This window comes from Bradyrhizobium sp., from assembly GCF_049581145.1.
In the GTDB taxonomy this organism is placed as follows: Bacteria; Pseudomonadota; Alphaproteobacteria; order Rhizobiales; family Xanthobacteraceae; genus Bradyrhizobium.
Genome location: NZ_JBAURI010001218.1, coordinates 1 through 1,531, shown reverse-complemented (window position 1 = coordinate 1,531; position 1,531 = coordinate 1). Strand labels below are relative to the sequence as shown.

2 protein-coding genes are annotated in these 1,531 nt (G+C 57.7%); both read right to left on the bottom strand.

Annotated elements, in window-relative coordinates; genetic code table 11:
* On the bottom strand, positions 1–541 hold a 541-nt coding region (locus tag WCB02_RS38770), incomplete at its 3' end, for a DEAD/DEAH box helicase (RefSeq protein WP_423967509.1).
* Positions 542–648: 107 nt separating this feature from the next.
* On the bottom strand, positions 649–1,531 hold an 883-nt coding region (locus WCB02_RS38765), incomplete at its 5' end, for a hypothetical protein (RefSeq protein ID WP_423967507.1).

Genomic DNA, 1,531 nt, shown 5'->3' with positions numbered 1-1,531 from the left:
GCAGAAGGTAAAGAGACTCTGGCGTCGTAATCAATATCTCGCCAGGATGATTCTTAAACCGCGCCCGATCTCTTGGGGATGTGTCGCCAGTACGGACGCTGATCTCGGGCACGTGCACCGGAATACCTTTGCGCTGCGCCATATTTGTAATGCCCGCGAGCGGCGAGCGAAGATTGCGCTCCACGTCAACCGCCAGCGCCTTGAGCGGCGAGATGTAGAGGACGCGGCATCCCTTCATCGTTGCGGGCTCGCGCAGCATGAGTTTGTCCAGACACCAGAGGAAGGCTGTCAGCGTTTTGCCTGTGCCGGTCGGCGCGAGGATGAGCGTGGATTCCCCACGAGAGATCGCAGGCCAACCTTCGCGTTGCGGCGCTGTGGCGTCGTCGAAGACCGCACGAAACCATTCGGCGGTGATCGGATGGAAGAGATCGAGCACATCGCCGCCGCCGGCGCGCGCGTCAACCCTCTCGCCGTCACGCGATTTCCTCGTCTTTCCTGCAGTCAATTTGTGTCCAGCCACTTGATCGCGCTCCGCAGCCATCTTCTATGGTGCTGCAGATTAGATGCAACACCGCAGAATACGAATCCGCTTTGGAAGCTTCGATAGCGGGCTCTTTCCCATAGCACAATGACCGAGGTTCGCCGGGCTCAAAGCTTAGCGAGTTCCGTGGTTGCGGCCTTCAGGACCGGAAGATCTCGGTCCGCATTCTTCCATGAGCCAAGGAAGGCGTCGTACTGACCGCGGCTTGCACTCGTGTTTCCAAGTGCGGCGTACGACCGGGCCATGCCTAAATACGCCAACGGATAAAGAACCGAGGTCGGGTCGATCCCCCGATTTGCAAGAATCTTCTTGTACTCCTCGATCGCCTTGCCTGGTTGGCCGGCTTTTAAAAAGGCCTGGGCCCGAAGCGACAGAATGTTGTAATCGCGCATCTCGTACGGCCTCGCCAACTCGAGCGCGGCAATCGCATCCAACGGCTTGCCGTGATTCAGTGCCAACACCGCGCGGATCCGCGGCAAGTCGACGTACGTCAGTAACGTATCCGGCGATGGACCGTTGTGCTCGGCGAGGAATGCTTGCGCAGCCGAGGCATCCCCCAACTCCGCTCGAAGTTGAGCGTAATCCGGAGTTCCAGAATCAGGAGGATGAATCCGATTCAGCGTCATTCGCGACGCTTCGGGCAGGCCTAACTTCAACTCGACCTGGGCCTCATCGATCAATATCTTGTCTGCAGTCTCCGGCAACTTCACGCGCTCTGCATTTTGATAAGCCCCTTGAAACAGATCTCGCGCTTGCCGATATCGCCCCTGAACGGCCGCTGCTCCGCCCCGAAACGATGGGAAATACCATACGCTCGTCCCATCCTCGTTCGTCTCAAACCACTTTGTCTCTCTGGCAAGCGAGTCTTCATCATCTTCTGCCAGTGCAATCTCAAACAGGTTAAGATGCAGGCCTGTATCGCCCCTACCAACTCGCGCCGCCATCAAAGTTGCTCGCTTACAATCCTCGAAGCGGTTTACGTCCTTATAG